At 58.8% G+C, this 20,909-nt stretch carries 11 protein-coding genes; 3 read left to right on the top strand and 8 right to left on the bottom strand.

The annotated features are described in order from the left end of the window. Nucleotides 1–196 precede the first annotated feature (196 nt). From AC07XF_RS26375 to treP, 5 genes are all read right to left on the bottom strand, one after another. Nucleotides 197–481 carry a PTS sugar transporter subunit IIB gene (locus tag AC07XF_RS26375; protein WP_495028840.1) on the bottom strand — a complete coding sequence of 95 codons (285 nt, stop codon included), beginning with the start codon at nucleotides 479–481 and terminating at the stop codon, nucleotides 197–199. 2 nt (nucleotides 482–483) lie between these two features. Beyond that, nucleotides 484–3,012, bottom strand: a complete 2,529-nt coding sequence (gene ptsP, locus AC07XF_RS26370; protein WP_495028839.1) for a phosphoenolpyruvate--protein phosphotransferase — start codon at nucleotides 3,010–3,012, stop codon at nucleotides 484–486. 62 nt (nucleotides 3,013–3,074) lie between these two features. Continuing rightward, nucleotides 3,075–4,298, bottom strand: a complete 1,224-nt coding sequence (locus AC07XF_RS26365; protein ID WP_495028838.1) for a maltoporin — start codon at nucleotides 4,296–4,298, stop codon at nucleotides 3,075–3,077. A 104-nt stretch (nucleotides 4,299–4,402) separates the two neighbouring features. Continuing rightward, nucleotides 4,403–6,052, bottom strand: coding sequence for an alpha,alpha-phosphotrehalase (gene treC, locus AC07XF_RS26360; protein WP_495028837.1), 1,650 nt, complete (start codon nucleotides 6,050–6,052; stop codon nucleotides 4,403–4,405). A 119-nt stretch (nucleotides 6,053–6,171) separates the two neighbouring features. Further along, on the bottom strand, nucleotides 6,172–7,614 hold the full coding sequence (treP, locus tag AC07XF_RS26355; protein ID WP_495028836.1) for a PTS system trehalose-specific EIIBC component: 1,443 nt from the start codon (nucleotides 7,612–7,614) through the stop codon (nucleotides 6,172–6,174). Between the two features lie 375 nt (nucleotides 7,615–7,989). Between treP and treR the strand changes: the two genes are divergently transcribed. The 3 genes from treR (at nucleotide 7,990) to AC07XF_RS26340 (ending at nucleotide 16,661) form a co-directional block, all read left to right on the top strand. After that, nucleotides 7,990–8,694, top strand: a complete 705-nt coding sequence (gene treR / locus AC07XF_RS26350; RefSeq protein ID WP_495028835.1) for a trehalose operon repressor — start codon at nucleotides 7,990–7,992, stop codon at nucleotides 8,692–8,694. A gap of 102 nt (nucleotides 8,695–8,796) precedes the next feature. Beyond that, nucleotides 8,797–13,515 (top strand): membrane-targeted effector domain-containing toxin, encoded by a 4,719-nt coding sequence (locus AC07XF_RS26345; RefSeq protein WP_495028834.1) that lies wholly within the window; start codon nucleotides 8,797–8,799, stop codon nucleotides 13,513–13,515. A gap of 59 nt (nucleotides 13,516–13,574) precedes the next feature. Then, nucleotides 13,575–16,661 carry a membrane-targeted effector domain-containing toxin gene (locus tag AC07XF_RS26340; protein ID WP_495028833.1) on the top strand — a complete coding sequence of 1,029 codons (3,087 nt, stop codon included), beginning with the start codon at nucleotides 13,575–13,577 and terminating at the stop codon, nucleotides 16,659–16,661. Nucleotides 16,662–16,763: 102 nt separating this feature from the next. Here AC07XF_RS26340 and guaA read toward each other — a convergent pair whose 3' ends face one another. The 3 genes from guaA to AC07XF_RS26325 form a co-directional block, all read right to left on the bottom strand. Then, the gene (gene guaA / locus AC07XF_RS26335; protein ID WP_310057023.1) at nucleotides 16,764–18,341 is read right to left on the bottom strand and encodes a glutamine-hydrolyzing GMP synthase; all 1,578 of its coding nucleotides are present in this window, start codon (nucleotides 18,339–18,341) and stop codon (nucleotides 16,764–16,766) included. A gap of 99 nt (nucleotides 18,342–18,440) precedes the next feature. Then, the gene (guaB, locus tag AC07XF_RS26330; protein ID WP_007982835.1) at nucleotides 18,441–19,910 is read right to left on the bottom strand and encodes an IMP dehydrogenase; all 1,470 of its coding nucleotides are present in this window, start codon (nucleotides 19,908–19,910) and stop codon (nucleotides 18,441–18,443) included. Between the two features lie 218 nt (nucleotides 19,911–20,128). Further along, nucleotides 20,129–20,677 carry a sugar ABC transporter ATPase gene (locus AC07XF_RS26325; protein WP_495028832.1) on the bottom strand — a complete coding sequence of 183 codons (549 nt, stop codon included), beginning with the start codon at nucleotides 20,675–20,677 and terminating at the stop codon, nucleotides 20,129–20,131. Between the last annotated feature and the right edge of the window lie 232 nt (nucleotides 20,678–20,909).

Genomic DNA, 20,909 nt, shown 5'->3' with positions numbered 1-20,909 from the left:
AAAAGGCGAATACGATACACCTGCGGTTGAGAAACAGTAAGGGCAGAGCGGCGACTGGTCACAGTCGATCCATGGTTGTTGATGCCCTGTAGGAGCGAGCTTGCTCCGGGCGGCGTTCCGACGAAGGTCTTGAAAGCAACGCGTTCATTCAGGACGAACGCGTTATCGTTAATGTCTTTCGCGAGCAAGCTCGCTCCTACAGACCGGTAATAAGATGCACCACCCCATCATCCAGCGTCATGACTCCCGGCACACCCGCCATCGTCAACGCTTGCCGATCCATCCGTGCCACATCCCGCAATTCCACCCGCACCCGGGTCAGCGCTATGGGCTGCTGAGACTTGAGGTTATCCACACCGCCCAGCGCGGCCACGACATTCGCTGCCAACCCGGAGACCGGTTCGACAGCCACCTTCGGCTCATCCACCACCAGATCCGGCGTCAACGCTTTCCAGAACGCCCGCTGCATTTTCTCGAACATGCTCAGTTCTCCAGAACCAGTGAAGTATCGACCGTCGCCTCGTGATACAGCCGCAAGGCCTCGCGCACCTGTTCAGCACTTTCCAGGCCCAGCACCTGTTGGGCGATAACCTGGCAATCCACCAGATCCACTTCGCGAACCGCCGCTTTGACGGCCGGAATCAACGGCACGCTCACCGACAGCTCATCCACCCCAAGCCCGAGCAATAGCGGCACCGCCAGCGTCTCGGAGGCCATGGCGCCACACACACCGACCCATTTGCCGTGGGCATGGGCTGCTTTCACAGTGCCGGCGATCAGTCGCAGTACCGATGGGTGAAAACTGTCGGCCTGGCTGGCCAGGCGCGGATGATCGCGGTCCATGGCCAAGGTGTATTGCGTCAGGTCGTTGGTGCCAATGGAGAAGAAGTCCACCTGCGGCGCAAACAGATCGGCCATCAACGCCGCCGCGGGCACTTCGATCATGATCCCCAGTTTCGGCAGCTCATTGAGGCCCAGTGTCAGCGCCTCTTCTTCGAGGATTTGCCGGGCCAGTTGCAACTCCGACAACTGCGTGACCATCGGCAGCATGATGTGCAGACGGGCCAGTCCGGCGCTGCTCAGAATCGCCTTGAACTGATCACGCAACAGCTGCGGGCGCTCCAGGCACAAGCGAATCCCGCGCATACCGAGGAACGGGTTGGCTTCGCTGTCCATCGGTACGTAGGCCAACGGTTTATCGCCACCGACATCCAGCGTGCGTACTACCAGACTGCGAGCCGGCCCCAGTGCGCGGGCGATGGCGCTGTAGGTGGAGGCCTGTTCGTCATGACTCGGCGCGTGGTTACGATCCAGATACAGGAACTCCGACCGCAACAGGCCGACGCCTTCACCTCCCAGGGTCATGGCCTGCTCGGTTTCGCTCAGCGAAGCGACGTTGGCCGTCACATCGATGTGATGACCATCGCGGGTACAGGCAGCTAACGCGGCGTGCGCCAGTTCATGTTGCTGACGCTTGTGTTGCAACTGACGATTGGCTTGCTGCTGCTCGATGGCCGCCAGGTCCGGGTCCAGATTCAGCTCGCCCTTATCGGCGTCCAGAAGAACCCGGGTACCGTCGGCCAGCGCCAGCACCTGTGCGGGCAATCCACAAATCGCCGGTAAACCGAAGGCCCGAGCGAGGATCGCGACGTGGCTGGTGGCGCCGCCGCCGACCGTGGCGAACCCCAACACCTTGCGGGTATCGAGCCCGGCGGTCTGGGACGGTGTCAGTTGTTCGGCAATCAGGATGGCGCCTTCCGGTAACGCCAACGCACGATCCTCCACACCGAGGATCAGCTTGAGTACACGTTGGCCGACGTCGGCGAGGTCTGCCGCGCGCTCCGCCAGCAACGGGCTGCCCAGGCTCTTGAACAGTGCTGACGTCGCTTCGGTCGCCGCTCGCCAGGCAAACGCAGCGCTTTTGCCTTCGCTAATCAGCGCCTGGGCCTGATCCAGCAAGCTCGGGTCTTCGAGCAGTTCTTGATGAGCCTTGAAGATGTCTGCCTGAGCGTCGCCGATGGCGTTTTCGCGCAAGTGCTGCAAGGCCAGAACCGCCTCGGCCAACGCACGAGTCAGATGCTCGCGCTCAATGTGCGAACCGGCACCGCGTTCACTCACCTCAAGCTTCGTCTCGGTAATCTGTATCACCTGACCAAACGCCGAACCCGCCGACGCACACACCCCGCGCAGAACGTTCAGCGAGGGCGCCTCGATGCTCTCTGCCTCAGCCACTGGCGTCACTGTTTCACCGCAGCCTGCAACCAGCAACTCAGTCAATGCCTTGATCGCCAAGTCCGCATCCAGCCCCGCCGCACTGACTTGCACGATGTCACCGTGAGCCGTCTGCAACGCCATGATTGCCACCAGGGATTTGGCGTTCGCGCTGCTCTGCTGTTTATGCAGGCAAATATTCGCCGAAAAACCCTTCGCCGCCTGAGCCAACACCGCCGCTGGACGAGCGTGCAATCCGTTCGGGTTGGCCAGCGTCACCGGTTTGGAGAACAGCGCCTCACCGTCCTCCTGCATCGGCTCATCGATTGTCTGCCCGCCGGGATTCAGGCTCAGCAATGGCTGGCCGCTTTCCACACCACCCGTTTCAGGCACCTGCCAGGTGAATGGCTCACCACTGACCACCAGCATCAAGGTCAACAGACTGCGCGCATGCAAGGCGATGTAATCGGCATCGAACTCGATCAACGCCTGACCGGCCTCTACCCGCTGACCTTCCTCCACCAGACGGGTAAAACCTTTACCGGCCAGGTTCACGGTGTCCAGGCCGATGTGCATCAACACCTGCACACCGTCGTCATCGGTGATGCTGACGGCATGCCCGCTGGCTTGCACATTACTGATCACCCCGGCCAACGGTGCGCACAGGGTTTGCGAGGTCGGATCGATGCACAGACCGTCACCGATCACGCGGCTGGAAAACACCGGATCCGGCACCAGGTCCAGTGGCATCAGTACGCCGGACAAAGGCGCGAGCAGTTGCAATTGTTGGGGTGTGGCCATGACGTCACCTGCTGTTTTGTTCTTTGAAGTGCCGATGGAGCGCGAGGCCCCGACAGCATCGCTTATTTCCACCAGTACTCGACCTGCAACCCGACGTTCGAACCGTGGCGTGCCGTGCCGAAAGCGCCGGTGTCGGACAATGCCGAACCCGCCGACAGTTCATTGGCCGCCCGTTTGGCCGCCTCGTTCCAGCTGGCATAGGTGTAATACAGACGCACCTCGGGGCGCGCCCAGAATTCCGGCCCCTTGGGCGACCAGGTCGGCGCAAACGTGAATTTGCTCAGCTTGCGCGTGCCGCCCGTGGCCTCCACCTGATCGTGCCCCAGCTCGGTCACCAGTTTGAACTGCTCGGTGATCGCGTAGACCGGACGAACGCCCAGCGAAAGCCAGTTCTGGTCAGCGCCGTCCGGGCGAATGTCTTTCTGGTAAACCGCCTCGATTTGCCCGCCAAAGCGCGGCGTCACCTGCCAGTCGAAGAACTCCACCACACGGTAGCTTTTGTTGCTGTCGTCCAGCTTCACGTTACCGGTATAGCCCAACCCGGTACCGGGGCCTTCGCCGTACTGGAAGGCCAGTTTGTTCTTGCCACCGAGAAAACCCTTTTGCACATGTTGGGTGGTGATCGCCCAACCGCGATGAGCATCGCGGCTGTCGGGTTTGTCGATGTAGCTCAGGCCCAGTTCCAGCGCGCCACCGGGGTTGGTGTTGAAGCCGGCAACGTTGAAGTCGTGGCGGCTGATGTAGTCCTTCTGATACAGGTTGTCCTTGCGCGAGAAGGCGTAGCTGTATTTCAGATCGCCGATCAGCACATCCTCGATACCGCCGCCAGTGGCGCTCTGGTTCCAATAGTAGAAATCGGAAATATAGATATCGTTCCGTTTGTAGTAACGCCGACCGGCCCACAGCGAGCCGCCGTTGAGGCTGGGCATGTTCGACCATTGCGCATACATCTGCGGCATCCGCACCGAGCCGTTGTCACCGTTGAAGGTCAGGTCCTTGTTGTACTGGTTATACAGCGACGCCATGCCGTCGACACTGAGCACCGAACCGTCGTCCAGGGTGTACAAATCCTGGCGTAACTCAAGTTCGGCGTACTGCTCGCATTCGTTGCCCAAACGGTATTTGGTTTGCGCTCCCGGCAATTGAAAACATTGCTGATTACCGCTGTTGGTCGAAGTCCCGACACCGCTGCGCACGTAACCGCCAAACTCCAGCGCCTGGGCCGACAGTGGCAACACCAGGCATACACTCGCGGCTACAAGGCCGCGATTTATAGTTGCTTTCAAAAGCCACCCATTATTTTTATTGTGTGATTCGGCAAAATCGGCGCGCAAAACTCCCCCGCGCAGCGTTCTGCGTGTTTTTGAATCAGTGCTTGTATGGTTAAGCGTTAGTGGTCAGTCAGGTGCAGCACGAACGATTCATACGGCCGTAAAAAGACCTGTCGATTTCGCGTCGGACAGTCCGGGAAGTTGCTGATCACCAGGCGTTGGCTCATCGCTTCGTTGATGACTTCATCCGGCAGTTGGACTTCACACGAGGTGCCGTAGAAGTTGTTCAGCACCAGCAACCGCTCACCCTTGCCTTCGCGAACGTACGCCCAGATTTGCGTGTGCTCGGGCAGCAATTGCCGGTAAACGCCATCGGACATCAACGCTTCAGTGCGGCGCAGGGCAATCAACTGACGGTAGTGATGCAGCACGGAATCCGGGGCGTCGAGTTGGCTGGCAACGTTGATCTGCGCGGCGTTGGCCGGCACCCCGATCCACGGCTCGGTAGCGCTGAAACCGGCGTTCGGCTCGGCGTTCCAGTGCATCGGTGTGCGGCCGTTGTCACGGGACTTCTGCATGATCGCCGCCATGTTGTCGGCGTCGCTCGCGCCCGCCTCACGCTTGAGTCGGAAGATGTTCAGGGTCTCGACATCGCGGTATTGATCGATGTGATCGAAGCCCGGATTGGTCATGCCCAGTTCCTCGCCCTGGTACACAAACGGCGTGCCCTGGAGAAAGTGCAGCGCCGTACCAAGCATCTTCGCCGAGACCACCCGATGCTCGCCGTCATGACCAAAACGCGAGACCACGCGCGGCTGATCGTGGTTACACCAGAACAAAGCGTTCCAGCCACCGCCGGCCTGCATGCCGGTCTGCCAGTCGGAGAGGATGCGCTTGAGTGCGAGGAAATCGAAGTCGGCACGAATCCACTTTTGCAGATTCGGGTAATCGACCTTCAGGTGATGGAAGTTGAAGGTCATCGACAGCTCTTTCGACTCGGGTCGCGAGTAACGAATGCAGTGTTCGAGACTGGTGGACGACATTTCACCGACGTTGATCAGGTCATGGCCCTCGAACACTTCGCGGTGCATTTGCTGCAGGTATTCGTGGACGTTCGGGCCGTCCGTATAGAAGCGTCGACCGTCGCTGTTGTCCTCGGCGAAGTCCGCCGGTTTCGAGATCAGGTTGATCACATCGAGACGGAAACCACCCACGCCCTTGTCGCGCCAGAAACGCATCATCTTGAACACTTCGGCGCGCACCTTGGGGTTGTCCCAGTTCAGGTCGGCCTGGGTGTGATCGAACAGGTGCAGGAAGTACTGACCGGTCTGGGCCTCGTACTCCCAGGCTGAACCACCAAACTTGGACTCCCAGTTGTTCGGCTGATCGCGCCAGATGTAGAAATCGCGGTACGGGTTGTCGAGACCGCTGCGGGCTTGCTGGAACCAGGTGTGTTCGATGGACGTGTGGTTGACCACGATATCGAGCATCAACTTGATCCCGCGCTTGCCGGCCTCGGCGATCAGCAGCTCGCAATCGGCCATGGTCCCATAGCTCGGATCGATGGCGTAGTAATCGCTGATGTCATAGCCATTGTCGCGCTGGGGCGAACGCAGGAACGGCGTGATCCACAGGCAATCGACCCCCAGCCAGTGCAGGTAGTCGAGTTTGGCGACGACGCCGAGCAAATCCCCCGTGGGGTTGCCGGCGTGGCTGTGAAAACTTTTCGGGTAGATCTGGTAGATCACCGAGCGCTGCCAGTCTTGCATGGCGCTATTCCTTCCATTAATTGATGCGGTGACCGTTGTGGCCCCTTCACGAGCAAGCCCGCTCCCACATGGGAATGTGGTCAACCTGTGGGAGCGGGCTTGCTCGCGAATGCGATCTATCAAGCGACCCGATACCCAGGCCGAACAATTTTCATGCTCAACCCACAGGTCAAAACAAACGGCACGACCATGGCGATGATCATCCCGATCACAAACATCGGAATGAACTGCGGAATGATCGAGATGAAACCGGGCAACCCGCCGACGCCGATCGCCGACGCCTGGACCTTGTTCAGCGACAGGAAGATGCAGCCCAGGGCCGAGCCGATCAGGGCCGCATAAAACGGAAACTTGTAGCGAAGATTGACCCCGAACATCGCCGGTTCAGTGATACCGAAGTAAGCGGAAATCGCTGAAGTCGAGGCCATGCTTTTGTCTCGCACATTGCGGGTCATGTAGAACACCGCCAGTGCCGCACTGCCCTGGGCGAGGTTGGACATAACGATCATCGGCCAGATGAAAGTCCCGCCCTGGGTGGAAATCAGCTGCAGGTCGACTGCCAGGAACATGTGGTGCATGCCGGTGATCACCAGCGGCGCATAGAGCAAACCGAAAATCGCCCCGCCGACCATCGGCGCCAGGTCGAACAGCATGACCACGCCTTCGGTGATCAGAATCCCCAGATGCCGGGTTACCGGGCCGATCACTGCCAGTGCCAGCACACCCGTCACGACGATGGTGGTGATCGGCACCACCAACAATTGCACCGCGTTAGGCACCCGCGCCCGCAACCATTTCTCGATGGTGCTCATGACATAGGCCGCCAGCAGGATCGGCAGAATCTGCCCCTGATAACCGACTTTCTCGATCTGGAACACACCGAGGATGTCGAAGTACGGCAGGCTCTGGCCATCCAGCCCGGCTACCGCCTTGCCGTAGTTCCAGGCATTGAGCAGGTCCGGGTGCACCAGCATCAGGCCAAGCACAATGCCGAGGATTTCGCTGCCGCCAAACCGCTTGGCCGCCGACCAGCCCACCAGGGCCGGGAGGAACACGAACGAGGTGTTGGCCATCAGGTTGATCAGGCTCCAGAGCCCGTCAAGTTTCGGGTAGGCATCCAGCAGGGTCTGGCCCTCGATGAACATGCCCTTGGCGCCGATCAGGTTGTTGATGCCCATCAGCAGGCCGGCAATGATCAGGGCTGGCAGGATCGGCATGAACACGTCGGAAAACACCCGCACCAGCCGTTGCATGGCGTTGATCTTCTCGGCGCTTTTTTGTTTAACGTCAGCGATGGTCGAAGCGGCGAGACCGGTTTGACGGCGCAGTTCGGCGTAGACCTTTTCCACTTCACCGGGACCAATAACCACCTGGAACAGGCCACCGGTGAAGAACGAGCCTTTGACCAGATCGATCTGGTTCAAGGTGCCGCTATGGACCAGGCTCGGGTCCTTCAGGGCCAGGCGCAGGCGTGTGACGCAGTGCGCAGCCTGCTCGAGGTTGTCGATGCCACCGAGGCTTTGCAGCAACTCGCTGGCGATATTCGGATAGTCGTGGCTCATGCTTGTTCTTCCGCTGTAGTTTTTTGTTATTGGCAGCACGCCGAAGCGAAAAGTACTCGTCTGTACGAGTTAAAGCAACAACTCGTACAGACGAGTTTGAATTTGTTTATCCACCACCTGAAAAACGGCCCGTTTCCCCACCGAAAAAAATCCCCTGTAGCAGCTGCCGAAGGCGGCGTTCGGCTGCGCAGCAGTCGTGAAATCAAACAATGAGGTCTATCAGACAAACCCCATGCGCAGGGCTGGCGACTGCTTCGCAGCCGAACGCCGCCTTCGGCAGCTGCTACAAACGCACATCAACTGCGCCATGGACAAACCCCCACCCTGCCCTTAAGGTTCAAAGCCTTGAGTACAGTGCGGCACAGAGCCATCCCCATGAGTAAATACAACCAGATCTATAGCGATCTGCTTGCCAGCATTACCACCGAACGCCTGGAACGCGGTGCCCGGTTGCCCTCCGAAACCGAATTGATGGAGAGCTATCAGGCCAGTCGCGGCACCGTGCGCAAAGCCATCGAGCAACTTCAGGAGCGCGGCTTCGCCCAGAAAGTCCACGGTAAAGGCACGTTCGTGCTGTCGACCAACCCGATCGAATTCCAGCTCGGCGGCATCGTCAGTTTCCAGGAAACCTATCCACGGCTGGGCAACGATGTCAGCACCGACGTGGTCGAGTTCACGCAAATCCCCCTTGAAGGTCCCCTGCTGGAACACATCAAGGCGCAAGAAGGCAGCCTGATCACGCGGATCAAACGGGTGCGGCGGATCGATGGCAAACGGGTGATCCTCGACATCAACCATTTTGTGAGCGATGTGATTCCCGGCCTGTCCCGTGATATCGCCGAACACTCGATCTACGCCTTCATCGAACAGACCCTGCAATTGCAGATCGCCTATGCCCAGCGCACCATCGAAGCAGTGCCCCGGAGCAAGGACGATCAGCAACACCTGGACCTGGACGGCCAGAGCCATGTGATCGTGGTCAGCAACCAGACCTTCCTCCAGGACGGTCGACAGTTCGAGTACACCGAGTCACGGCATACGCTGGACAAATTCTACTTTTCGGATGTGGCCAGACGCTGACACTACACCCTGGCGAATCGCCAAAAAGCATAACTATGTAGTGCACCCTCCTTGAGCAAACGGGCCAATCTCGACGAGCCATTTCTCAAGGATTGAACGTGCATGAACACGACAGAAACCCGCCCATTACCCAATGCCGCCGACAAGGCTGCCCTCAAGACCATCGCCACCCGCATCATCCGGACATGCCCGAGCCTGCAAGACACCGCTCACGAGGTCGCGAGCAATTTACTGAGGAAGTACGCCATCACCGGCCTTGATCCGGATCGGGTGTACTTCCACCGCTTCGACGCGTCCCAAAGCAGCTCCAAAACCTTTACCGGTTGGGAACATGCCAACGCAACACCGACGTCGTCCATGACTTTGACCCAACTGGTGATCCACCGCTTCCGTGCCGCCGATCAGGACAACGCCGATCTGCTCGATGTGTATGCGGGCTTCTATACCGCTGGCCCGAGCGCCGGCACTTTCAATGAAACCAACGAAGTGCGCCTGCACGGCAACGACGTGCTGAAGGACTTCTGGAGCGTCGACTTCAGCTCGCTCTACAACGAACGACTGACGACCTTCTGGAACGATTCCGGCACCGACTTCCGCACCTTGGCCAAGTGCAATTTTCTCCTCAGTGCCGTACAGGCACGGGATAAACGCCAGTTGAGTGACGCAGATTTCCAGTTCGTCACTCAGGCCGTCATTGGCCCGATTTCCTGGCCAATCAGCCTGCAATTGTTGCAATCACAGCACCCTGGCGCCGACAACGTTCGTACGCTGGATGTCGCCGGTTATGTCTCGACCAACATTCTGCGGTTTGTCGCGCCCAAGGGCCGGCAAATCATTTACCTGCCCGGCGACACCGAGGCCTTCCAGGTACTGGAAACTGCCACGGACATGCACTTCTGGATGTTGCAGCGGATGAACATGGAAGAGGCGCGACAGGCGTTCCTGACGCATTTTTCCCTGTCCGATCGGCAGGACATCACCGAGAGCATCACCGATCTGATGAATCGGCTGGTCCAGACTTGGGGCAAGTACGACCATCATCTGATCAACCAGAAAAACCAGGTGATCAGCGGCGATGCCTTCAGTTGGCTACGAGACTCGACCAAAGCCGCGATGTTCTCCGAGGCCGCGTTATCGCTGACTTCCAATGGCGATCTGCGTGAAAAACTGTGGATCGGTTATCTCAGCGCCGGCGTGAAAGTGTTCGGTCCGATGGCGGTGATCGGCTGGCCGGTCGCACTGCCGGTGATCGGCGCCAGCATCGCCAACATGGGGTTGAACATCGATCAGGCGGTCAATGGCAAAACGGCCGAGGATCGCAAGGCCGGCGTCCTTGGCGCGGTGCTCAGCGGCATCGATGTGCTGTTCAATCTGCTGGTGCTGAAGGGGCCGGGGTCGCTGGAAGAAGTCGGCTCCGAGATCGACGCCGCCGAGGCGAAGGAAATGGCTGAGCTGAAGGAGACAACACAACTGCCCAAAGCCCCCAAACCTGCACCGACCGAGGTGGCCGTTGAAACACCGGTCAATGTTGAACCTACGGTGAAGGTGCCGGAATCTTTCAAGATCAATGTATCGCTCAGCGACGACACACTGGTTCGCGAACCGGGCAAGTTTCAAGGCACCTATCGGCTTGCTTCCAACCCTTCGTCCGCGATAAAGCTCAACGACAGCGCGTACTACGTGCGCTATGAATCCGATATCAACGGCCGTGGCACCTGGGCCATCATCGATCCGGCAAATCCCCATGCATTCTCCGGTTCGATTCCTGTGCGTTTGAGTCCTGCGGGTAAATGGGAAATCATCCCGCGCCTGGGACTGAGAGGCGGAATGATCGTGCCGTCAGTTGCGACGGCTGGCGCGACGAGTGAGCCCGTTGTCGAAGAATGGGCGCGTACACCGGGCATTCATGTGCCCGGCCTCGAAGACCCGGAAATGAGGGCCTGGGCACTCGGTGGACCCGATGTGCGCAATCTGTACAGGCGGGTGTGGACCCTCGGCGACATTGACGTGCGCAGTGTGCTCGGGATCGATGAAGATACCGTCGGCGCCCGCAGTGTGTTGATGTCCCCTATCGACGAGTTCACGGAGTCCTTGAGCGAGTTCGACCTGGACCAGGAAGAGCCACGCAACAATCTGATCAGCGATGCAAACGCCTACTACGAGCTCAATCCCCCGACTCCTCGCCTTCCAGTCCCTGCACGGGTGTTAAACACATCGACCGAACTGCTCGACACCGCCTTCGCGGAAAAACCGGGACTGATCGTTGGCGAGAGCCGCGGCAGTATCGGCAGCAAACAGTTCCTGATTCAAAACATGCCCGCCCTTGCCCGTCACGGCGTGAAGACCCTGTACTTGCAGGAGCTGCTGGCCAACGTCAATCAGCTCGATCTTGACACCTTTGCCAGAACCGGCGAAATGCCCGAAGAGCTGGAGAACTATTTGAAAAAACTCGACATCAAGGCCGGCAACGACCCCGAGGGCAGATTCAATCTGCTGACCCTGGTGAAGGCAGCCAATGCCCAGCGCATCCGTGTTCAGGCCATCGACATGACGACGACCTGGAACATCAACGAAAGCCCCCTCACCCGCAATCCGAACAGCATGATGATGAGGAATTTCTTTGCCAGCGAGGTCATTCGGTTCAATGAAGAACTGAAGGGACCAGCCAAATGGATTGCCTTGGTCGATCAGGAACACATGGCAAGCTTCAGGGGTTACCAGGGCATCAGCGAGCAGACCGACGCCCTGAGTGTAAGAATCGATGATGTGTCACCGGGTCAGGCACAGCCCATCGGCACCGATCCTGGATTAGCGGTGGAATATGCAGACTATCCGGATTCACCTGTCGAAGAAGCAGGGTCCGATATCACTGGTTTCGACCACATCCAGGACCGCATCAATGGCGACTGGCGTGTACAAATGCAAACGCCGTGGGCCTACAGAACGACACATGAACTTCGAGCGCTGCTGCCGGAACCGGGAATGTTCACCTTTCAGCGCTATCGAAGCAGCCTGTTGGTGGTCTATCGCAATGCCGAAAACCGAATGGCCGACAGTGTGATCAGAATGACCCCCGGCGGCCGGATGAATCTGGATACTCCGCTCGGGCCAACCCACGATTCCATGACCGTGGATAACCTCGCTGAACTGAAACAGGCATTGATCGAAAAAGGCATGCAGCCGATGGGCTGGCCTGAAGTCGCTGGCGAGGCTGAGGGCGCGGGTTCGGTGATTGAGGACCTCGGCCAGGTGCGACCCGAAGTCCAGCAACCGACCATACCCGAGCACTGGCAAGCCAACGAATTGCTCGAAGGGATAACACCCGAAACCAGCCCCGGAAAATTCCAGGGTATCTATCGACTAAACGGTAATCCTTCGACAGCCATCATGCTCAACGATGCGGCCTGGTACGTACGCTATGAGGCCGACGCCAACGGTGTCGGCAACTGGGCGATTATCGATCCTGAAAACCCGAACGCATTTTCAGGCTCATTGCCGGTACGCCTGAACGCTCAAGGTGAGTGGAAGCTGACACCACGGGCCGGCCTGAAGGGTGGCGGCAACGATCTGCAGGGAATGTCGCCAGGGGTCACTCAACCCCGGCCACAAATCACGCAACGCAAACCCGCCACAAACTACGATGCACCGCAAAGATTCAGCCTCAGGAAGCTGGCGATGGGCAAACCGGAGACCCACGTCAAAATCAGCCGTTTGCCCGACGGCACAATGAAAGGCATAACCACCTACGACGAATACGTCGCCGCCCCTCGTGCAGAATTGTCACGGGACGCTCGCAGCTTCTTTGCTCGCAACGGATTCTCCACGTCCTTGCCTGCCCGCCCGGCCGTCCCCGCCGTCACGCCCTCGACCACTGCCACAGAACTGATCGAGCAGGCGCTGGATGCTGCAAATGGCCTGGTCATCGGTGAGAGTCAGGACCGCATTGCCAGCATGCGTTTTCTCATCGAGAACATGCCGACCCTGTCCAGGCAGGGCGTCAAAACACTCTACTTCCATCGTCTGCTCAACGATTTCAGCCAACTGGACTTGAACACTTTCTTCAGCACCGGGGAAATGTCCGATGACCTGGAAGAAACGCTGCAACAGCTGCAAAGCGATCCGTCCGGGCAGTACACGCCGCTTGAAGTGGTCAAGGCTGCGCGAGTCAACGGGATCAGGGTTCAGGCGACTGACTGTCTGGCGAGCTATCGGTATCCTGGCTCGCCACTCCCTGACACGCATGAACAAGCGATCAAGAATTACCTCACCCACACGATCATGCAGGCCAACGAATCGCTCAATGGCGCGGGCAAGTGGGTTGTGCTCACGGGCGAGGAAAACACCAACACCTTTCGCGGCATGGCCGGCATCAGTGAAATGCAGGGCGGTATCGGCTTGCGCATCGAAGAAGTGCTACCCGAACAAAGCCTGCTGATCGAGACTGACCGGGGCATTGAAGTGGGACGGGGGTTCTCCACGCAACCTGAACATGTCAGCGGGGACTTCGATACGTTGTACGCCGATCTGAATGTGAAGATGCCAACGCCATTACTGACAAGAACACCGGCGGAACTCAATCGCCTGCTGTTTCGCCAAGGCATGTTCACCTTCGAGAAAGTCGACGGCACCTGGACGTTGATTCATCGCGGCCGAGACCGCCAGATCGCACGCACGCTGGTCGAGCGTACGGTTGATGGCAAGTTTCTGATCAATCGTCCGACATGGACTGATCTGCATCAGGTGCCTTACGCCAGTATCAATGAACTGTCCTGGGCCCTGAGCCGCATGGGCATGGACCTCGAAGGTCGTCTGCCGCTGTAAGGCATTGCCTGTTGTGCCAGGCATATAAGCAACAAGCCCCCGGACTCGCGGCCGGGGGCTTGTTTACGCGACGCCGGAGCCACTCTTTCTCACAGCACCTATCCATGATCTCAACCCGACACGCGCCCCGGATCCTACATATTCATCGATGTAAGCACCGCATAGTGCCCCCACCTACCCCCTCATTTTTCAAGGAGAGAGAAATGAACAACAACGAAACTCCAACCCTGCTTCCCGATCCGTTTGACGAACTGGCTCTCAAAGACCTTGTGGTGCCGTTCGTGCAAGCATGCCCCGATATGTACGATATGGCACATGCCCAAGCCCAAGGCATTCTGGACAAATACGGCACAGAGCACATCGATCCGGATAACGTCTGGTGGCACCGCTTCGACAACACCTCGGTTAGCAGCGACACAGCCTTCCTGTTCTGGGAGCACTACCCCAAACCCATCGAATCATTGACGCTGCCGCAACTGGTCATCCAGCGTTTCCACGCCCATGACCAGGACAACGCCGACCTGCTGGACAGTGATGGTGGTTTTTACAATGAGGGAGCAAACGCCCGCATCTACAACGAAACCAACGAAGTACGGATGTACCCCAGCAAGGTCATCAAAGATCTTTGGCGGATCAATTTCCATGACCTCTACTGGGAAAAGATGGGCAATTTCTGGGTCAACCATTCGGATGACTATCGGACCCTGGCCAAACTCAATTTCATATCCAAGGCCCTGGAAGAACATGACGGCTCACGCCTGAGCAACGAAAACCTCAAAACCGTGCTCAAGGCCGTGGCCGGCAATATCTCCTGGCCGATCACCCTGGACATGCTCAAGGCCGAAGCGCCCGTCGTCACAGGCCTTCGGGTCACGCCCCTGACCATCGGCAATTACCAATCCACCGACATCCTGTGCATCAGCGATCAAAAGGGTTACCAGATCGTCTATACGCCCGGCGAGCTGGATGCATTCCATGTATTCGAGACGCCCCACGATTTGCACTGGTGGTTGATGAACCAGAACAACAAGCCCGACAACCGTTCACGCTTCATGTCGCATTTTCCACTGTCGGCCCAACAACAGGATGAAGATAACGTCGGTTTGAACCACACCCTCGATTTGCTCTTTTTCGGCGGTTCCTACGACAACAGTCAGCTCAATCTGGACAGACCCGCGCTGGACGTGGACGCCTTCACCTGGATGCGCGACTCGGTCAGAGAGCGCATGTTCGACGATGCCGATCTGTCCCTACGATCCAATGGCGATCTGCGGGAGAAAATGTGGGTCGGTTACCTGTCAACATTCACCCGCCTTTTTGGTGCCATGGCCGTCGTCGGCTGGCCAGTCGCCCTGGCGGCCGTCGGTGCCGGTCTGGCCAACATCGGCCTGAACATCGTTGAGGCCGTTAACGGAAACAGCGCCGCCGACCGCAAGAGCGGTGTCATTGGCGCCATCACCAGCAGCATAGATACCGTTTTCAATCTGCTGGCCTTGCGTGGCTCCGTTGAAATATCGGAAGTCGGCAGCGCCAAAGAAGAGTTCACCCCCCAGGAAAACCTCGCCGAGCCTGAATACACCGCCGGCGCCACGCCCCGCCCCCCGGTGATTACCACGCGACCAGTCCCGCCCCTGGAAAGCGAAAGCCCGCTGGCCCCTTTCGAGACCAATGAAATTCTCGATGGTCTGCAAGTGGTCAGCGACGAAGGCAAGTATCGCAATATTTATCAGCCCCCGACTGGCGGCAACTACATCGAGATCGACTATTCCTACTATCAGGTCCGATACGTCAACGAGATGAAAACCTGGGTCATCATCGAGCCGGCCAACCCATTCTCCTTCCACCGCAACCTGCCGGTTCGCCTGAACGCCGAAGGTGAATGGGAACTTCTCGGTCGCCCCGGACTGAAGGGGGGCGGGAAATTTTTCGACCAGCTGCCGTGGGGACGCCCGGCCGCCCCTCTGCCCGACGTCGATAGCACCCCGACACCCTACGATATTCCCACCGAGTTACGACAGGAACTCAAGCCCGTGGCCTGGAACGAAGTGGACGACAACGCTTTGAATGACGATTTCGTCAACATCCGAAACCCGGAGGGGCGCACCAGCCAGTTCAAGGCATTGCGCAAAACTTTGTACCGGGATGCACATGACTACTTTGCCAACGCTTCGTTGCCGCCGCGCCCCACCATCCCGGCTCTGAGCGCGGCCAGCAAACCGAAAGACATCATCAAGACGTTGCTCAAGGAATCTCCAAGTCTGGTGATCGGCGAAAACCACTCGAGCGTCGGCAGCAAGCAATTTCTCATCGAAAACATGGACGTGCTCGCCAAGCAAAAGGTCAAGACCCTGTACATGGAGCATTTGCTCACTGACTATCATCAGGCCGATCTGGACATCTTCAACAGGGGTGGCGATCTTTCGGAGGATCTGGAGAGTTACCTGAAACAGCTCGACAAAGGGCACAGAACTGATCCTTCCGGTCGTTTTTCCTTTCGCGAAGTGGTCAAGGCCGCACAGAAAAACCACATCCGCGTGCAGGCCATTGACTGCACGGCCAGTTATCAATCGAGAGGAATTTCCGGCGCATCCGCCAACTATCGGCAAGAAATGATGAATTACTTCGCCAAGACGGTCATCGATGCAGACCAGGCAGCCAGAGGTGCACATCGCTGGGTGGCGTTGGTCGGTGAAACTCACGCCAATACCTTTAACGCAGTGCCGGGGGTCAGCGAGCTCGAAGGTGGTATCGGCCTGCGCATCGAGAGTGCCGAAGCAGGCCAGGCCAGAGGCATCGAGCCAGATCCGGGAAGAACCGGTGCCGATCCGGAGAAGCTGACGCCAGTCTTCGTCAAAAACGACTTGCGGCTACAACTGGAGTTGCCGCCTGGGCTGGTCAGGGAGCAGGCCTTGAGTGTTGCTCTCAAGAAGCCCGGCATGATTACCCTCGAAAAAACCGGCAGCGAGTTTGAACTGGTTCACCGCAGCAAGACCGGGTCATTGGTGCGCACGCCTGTTGCACACGATGCCAAAGGCTACTACATCACGAATTCGAAATGGAACATCAACAACCAGCGTTTTGGCACGTTCAAGGCTTTGATGGACGCCCTCACCGACATGGGCATGACACTGACCCGGGTTCCCTGAGACGCTGATCAGCGAGCCCCGCACAAAAAAGAGCCGCGTGAAACTCAGGTTTCACGCGGCTCTATGTGGTCCAGTCTTCAGGCCATCAGGGCCTGCAGTGGATCATTCCCACTCAATGGTCGCTGGCGGCTTGCTCGACACGTCGTAAGTGACGCGGGAGATGCCTTCGATTTCATTGATGATGCGGCCGCTGACGGTTTCCAGCAGTTCGTAAGGCAGGTGTGCCCAACGTGCGGTCATGAAGTCGATGGTTTCCACGGCACGCAGGGCCACGACCCAGGCGTAACGACGGCCATCACCCACAACGCCAACCGATTTCACTGGCTGGAACACCACGAATGCCTGGCTGACCTTGTGGTACCAGTCGGCCTTGCGCAGTTCTTCGATGAAGATGTGGTCGGCACGACGCAGCAGGTCGGCGTATTCCTTCTTCACTTCACCGAGGATGCGCACGCCCAGGCCCGGGCCCGGGAACGGGTGACGGTAGACCATGTCGTACGGCAGGCCCAGTTCCAGGCCCAGACGACGGACTTCGTCCTTGAACAGCTCGCGCAGTGGCTCGACCAGCTTGAGGTTCATTTCTTCCGGCAGGCCGCCCACGTTGTGGTGCGACTTGATCACGTGGGCCTTGCCGCTTTTCGCGCCAGCCGACTCGATCACGTCCGGGTAGATGGTGCCTTGGGCCAGGTACTTGATGTTGTCCAGTTTGCAGGATTCGGCATCGAACACGTCGATGAAGGTACGGCCGATGATCTTGCGCTTCTTCTCCGGGTCGGCTTCGCCGGCCAGGTTGCCCAGGAACTGCTCCTCGGCGTTGGCGCGGATCACCTTGACGCCCATGTTCTCGGCGAACATGGCCATCACTTGCTCGCCTTCGTGCAGACGCAGCAGGCCGTTGTCGACGAAGACGCAGGTCAGCTGATCGCCGATGGCCTTGTGCAGCAGCGCGGCAACCACGGAGGAGTCAACCCCGCCGGACAGGCCAAGCAGCACGTTGTCGGTGCCGACCTGGGCGCGAACCTGGGCGATGGCATCTTCAGCGATTTTCGACGGAGTCCACAGGGCTTCACACTCGCAGATGTCGAGGATGAAGCGCGACAGGATGCGACCGCCTTGTTTGGTGTGGGTCACTTCCGGGTGGAACTGCACGCCGTAGTAACGACGCTCATCGCTGAACATGCCGGCAATCGGGCAGCTCGGGGTGCTGGCCAGGATGTGGAAATCGCTCGGCATCCTGGTGACTTTGTCACCGTGGCTCATCCATACGTCGAGGCCGAACAGGCCATCAGCGTCGATGTGGTCTTCGATGCCGTCAAGCAGGCGGCTCTTGCCGACCACGTCGACGCGGGCGTAACCGAACTCACGCAGCTCGGAACCTTCAACCTTGCCGCCCAGTTGCTCGGCCATGGTCTGCATGCCGTAGCAGATACCGAAGACCGGTACGCCCAGGTCGAAAACGGCTTGCGGGCAGCGAGGGCTGTTGGCTTCGTGGACCGACTCCGGGCCGCCTGCGAGGATGACGCCTTTAGGAGCGAATTCGCGGATCGCATCTTCGTCCATGTCGAACGGATGCAGTTCGCAGTACACGCCGATTTCACGCACGCGGCGGGCGATCAGTTGGGTGTACTGGGAACCGAAGTCGAGGATCAGGATGCGGTGAGCGTGAATGTCGAGGGCCATGATTCAGTCTCGTCTAAAAAATTCGGAAACAGTCGTGATTCAGAAACAACTCGGGGCTGAATAAAACAGCCCCGGTTGCTTAGCTTGTTGCTTGAAGGCTCAACCTACGCGGTAGTTCGGCGCTTCTTTGGTGATCTGCACGTCGTGCACGTGGGACTCGGCCATGCCAGCGCCGGTGATCCGCACGAACTCGGGCTTGGTGCGCATCTCTTCGATGTTGGCGCTACCGGTGTAGCCCATCGAAGAGCGCAGGCCGCCCATCAACTGGTGGATGATCGCGCTCAGGGTGCCCTTGTACGGAACACGCCCTTCGATGCCTTCCGGAACGAGTTTCTCGGCGCCTGCCGAGGAGTCCTGGAAGTAACGGTCGGAGGAACCTTGAGCCTGGGACATGGCGCCCAGCGAACCCATGCCGCGATAAGCCTTGTACGAACGGCCCTGGAACAGTTCGATCTCGCCCGGTGCTTCTTCAGTACCGGCGAACATCGAGCCCATCATCACGCAGGAAGCACCGGCCACGATGGCCTTGGACAGGTCACCGGAGAAACGGATACCACCGTCGGCGATCAACGGCACGCCAGTGCCTTCAAGGGCAGCGGCGACGTTGGCGATGGCACTGATTTGCGGCACGCCGACACCGGCGACGATACGGGTGGTGCAGATCGAGCCAGGGCCGATACCGACCTTGACCGCGTCAGCGCCGGCTTCGGCCAGGGCCTTGGCGGCAGCGCCGGTGGCGATGTTACCGCCGATGACCTGCACTTCAGGGAAGTTCTGCTTGACCCAGCGAACGCGGTCGATCACGCCTTTGGAGTGACCGTGTGCGGTGTCGACCACCACCACGTCAACGCCGGCATTGACCAGGGCGGCTACGCGGTCACCGGTGTCTTTACCGGTGCCGACCGCCGCGCCAACGCGCAGACGACCTTGATCGTCCTTGCTGGCCAGCGGGTAAGCCTTGGCTTTTTCGATGTCTTTGACGGTCATCATGCCTTTGAGGGCAAACTTGTCGTCGACGATCAGGACTTTTTCCAGGCGGTGCTTGTGCAGCAACTCACGGACTTCGTTCTTGTTGGCGCCTTCCTTGACCGTGACCAGACGCTCTTTAGGCGTCATCACTTCACGTACGGTGGCATCCAGACGGGTTTCGAAGCGCACGTCACGGGAGGTGACGATGCCGACCAGGTCGCCATCGTGCAGCACCGGAACGCCGGAAATGTTGTGCATGCGGGTCAGTTCGAACAGGTCACGCACCGTGGCGTCAGCCTCGATGGTGATCGGGTCTTTGACGACACCGGCTTCGAACTTCTTGACCTTGCGGACTTCGGCAGCTTGCTGCTCGATGGTCATGTTCTTGTGGATGATGCCGATACCACCTTCCTGAGCCATGGCGATTGCCAGACGGGCTTCAGTGACGGTGTCCATGGCAGCGGAAACCAGTGGAATATTCAGCTCGATGCCACGGGTAAGGCGGGTCTTGAGACTGACTTCGTTAGGAAGTACCTCGGAATAACCGGGCACTAGGAGAATGTCGTCGAATGTCAGAGCTTCTTGGCTGATACGCAGCATCGCGGGGGCTCCCGAGCGGGAAAATGGAAGCGCGCCATTATAGTCAGACACCCTCTCGGGTTCAATGTAAAACTCTGTCTATTATTGGCATTACTGACATACGGGGCGCTTTTTTGTAGGAGCGAGCTTGCTCGCGATGGTCGTGAACGATAATGCGGGTTGCCTGGAAACCCGCGTGGCCTGAAAGTTCATCGCGAGCAAGCTCGCGCCTACAGGGTTCAGAGTTCGACTTTGACCCAGCTGACCGGATGATCCAGCCAATCGGCGAATTCATCGAGAAAGCTCTGTTTGAACCCGGCTTCGGCCCAGTTGTTGAAGATGAAACCGAGGTTGGAGAAACCGCATTCCTGCAGGAACAGAAAGCCGTTGATGTCGTCTTCATGCCCGCATTCCGGGCAGGTGAAGTTGTCGGTGCGCCCTGGCATCCAGTCTTCCAGGCTTTCGAACAGGGCTTCACCGACTTCCTTGCGGCACTCGGCGCAGCCTGCTTCTTCAAGGAAACCCTTGGCCGGCGTATAGATGCAGCGCTTGGTGACAATTTCCAGGCCGTTAACGGCTTCGCCAAACGGCAGCGCTTCCGGATGCAGGACTACCTCACGGGCACCCTCGGCGATGGCGTGACCCATGCGGTTGCCGGTGCGGCCGCAAGTGGTCAGTTCTTCCTGGATGATGTTCTTGCGCACCAGCCAGCGCACAACGGCCCTGGCCCGGGGTTCGTGCACCGGCAGGGTGGAGATTTTCGGGACGATGATGCTTTGGGAATTCATGGGTACAGGCCTGAAGCTTTGATGAAGGGTCTTGGGCACCCCCAAATTATAGAGACTGAACACCGAACCTGTGGGAGCGGGCTTGCTCGCGAAAGTGGAGTGTCAGTCAACATTAATGTGTCTGACACTCCACTTTCTGTCTCTTCTACCCATCTCCGAGCCCACGAGACCCTGGACGCAATCTGGGGGGGGGGGGGGGGGGGGGGGGGGGGGGGGGGGGGGGGGGGGGGGG

This window comes from Pseudomonas sp. GW821-FHT01C01, assembly GCF_059422645.1.
The sequence above is the reverse complement of the archived record's forward strand: the minus strand, read 5'-3'. Positions and strand labels throughout refer to the sequence as shown.

Coding starts and splice junctions, on each gene's coding strand:
- AC07XF_RS26375 (WP_495028840.1), bottom strand. CDS start 481: ATGTTCGAGAAAATGCAGCGGGCGTTCTGGAAAGCGTTGACGCCGGAT.
- ptsP (WP_495028839.1), bottom strand. CDS start 3,012: ATGGCCACACCCCAACAATTGCAACTGCTCGCGCCTTTGTCCGGCGTA.
- treC (WP_495028837.1), bottom strand. CDS start 6,052: ATGCAAGACTGGCAGCGCTCGGTGATCTACCAGATCTACCCGAAAAGT.
- treP (WP_495028836.1), bottom strand. CDS start 7,614: ATGAGCCACGACTATCCGAATATCGCCAGCGAGTTGCTGCAAAGCCTC.
- treR (WP_495028835.1), top strand. CDS start 7,990: ATGAGTAAATACAACCAGATCTATAGCGATCTGCTTGCCAGCATTACC.
- AC07XF_RS26345 (WP_495028834.1), top strand. CDS start 8,797: ATGAACACGACAGAAACCCGCCCATTACCCAATGCCGCCGACAAGGCT.
- guaA (WP_310057023.1), bottom strand. CDS start 18,341: ATGGCCCTCGACATTCACGCTCACCGCATCCTGATCCTCGACTTCGGT.
- guaB (WP_007982835.1), bottom strand. CDS start 19,910: ATGCTGCGTATCAGCCAAGAAGCTCTGACATTCGACGACATTCTCCTA.
- AC07XF_RS26325 (WP_495028832.1), bottom strand. CDS start 20,677: ATGAATTCCCAAAGCATCATCGTCCCGAAAATCTCCACCCTGCCGGTG.